General features: G+C 55.7%; 1 pseudogene. It reads right to left on the bottom strand.

The window, feature by feature from the left end:
- Positions 1-379, bottom strand: a pseudogene (locus AB1462_RS32475) (hypothetical protein); the annotation flags it as partial.

Here is a 379-nt window from a genome sequence, read left to right as displayed (position 1 = left end):
GAGCATAATTCTCATTGAACTCTTCCCTACCATCCCATCCGAAGAGACGTTCAGCAGAACTGGCTTCCAACCAGTCCGGCAGCCGGCACATTGCGTTCGCGGACGTCTGTACTGGCGTTGGCGGCTCGCATTCGGCCCCTGTGAACTCTTCCTCCGTCAGCCAGATTGCGGCGAATGTGGAGTAGAGAATGTCCTTGCTGCGGAATTCCATCGGGTGCCGATTGCGAAGGTGGTCGAGAAATGGCTGCAAATCCGGCTCAATGGTTTCGGGCAATTCCCGACCGTCGAAAACCATGTTCATCAGATCGGAAACCGCGTCGGAGCTCTTGGTTTCGCTGCTGGAGTCGCTGAACAGTGCAAGCGCCATATATTGTGGTCC

This window comes from Pseudomonas sp. SB113, assembly GCF_040754745.1.
In the GTDB taxonomy this organism is placed as follows: Bacteria; Pseudomonadota; Gammaproteobacteria; order Pseudomonadales; family Pseudomonadaceae; genus Aquipseudomonas; species Aquipseudomonas grimontii.
This window is presented reverse-complemented; position numbering and strand designations above follow the sequence as displayed.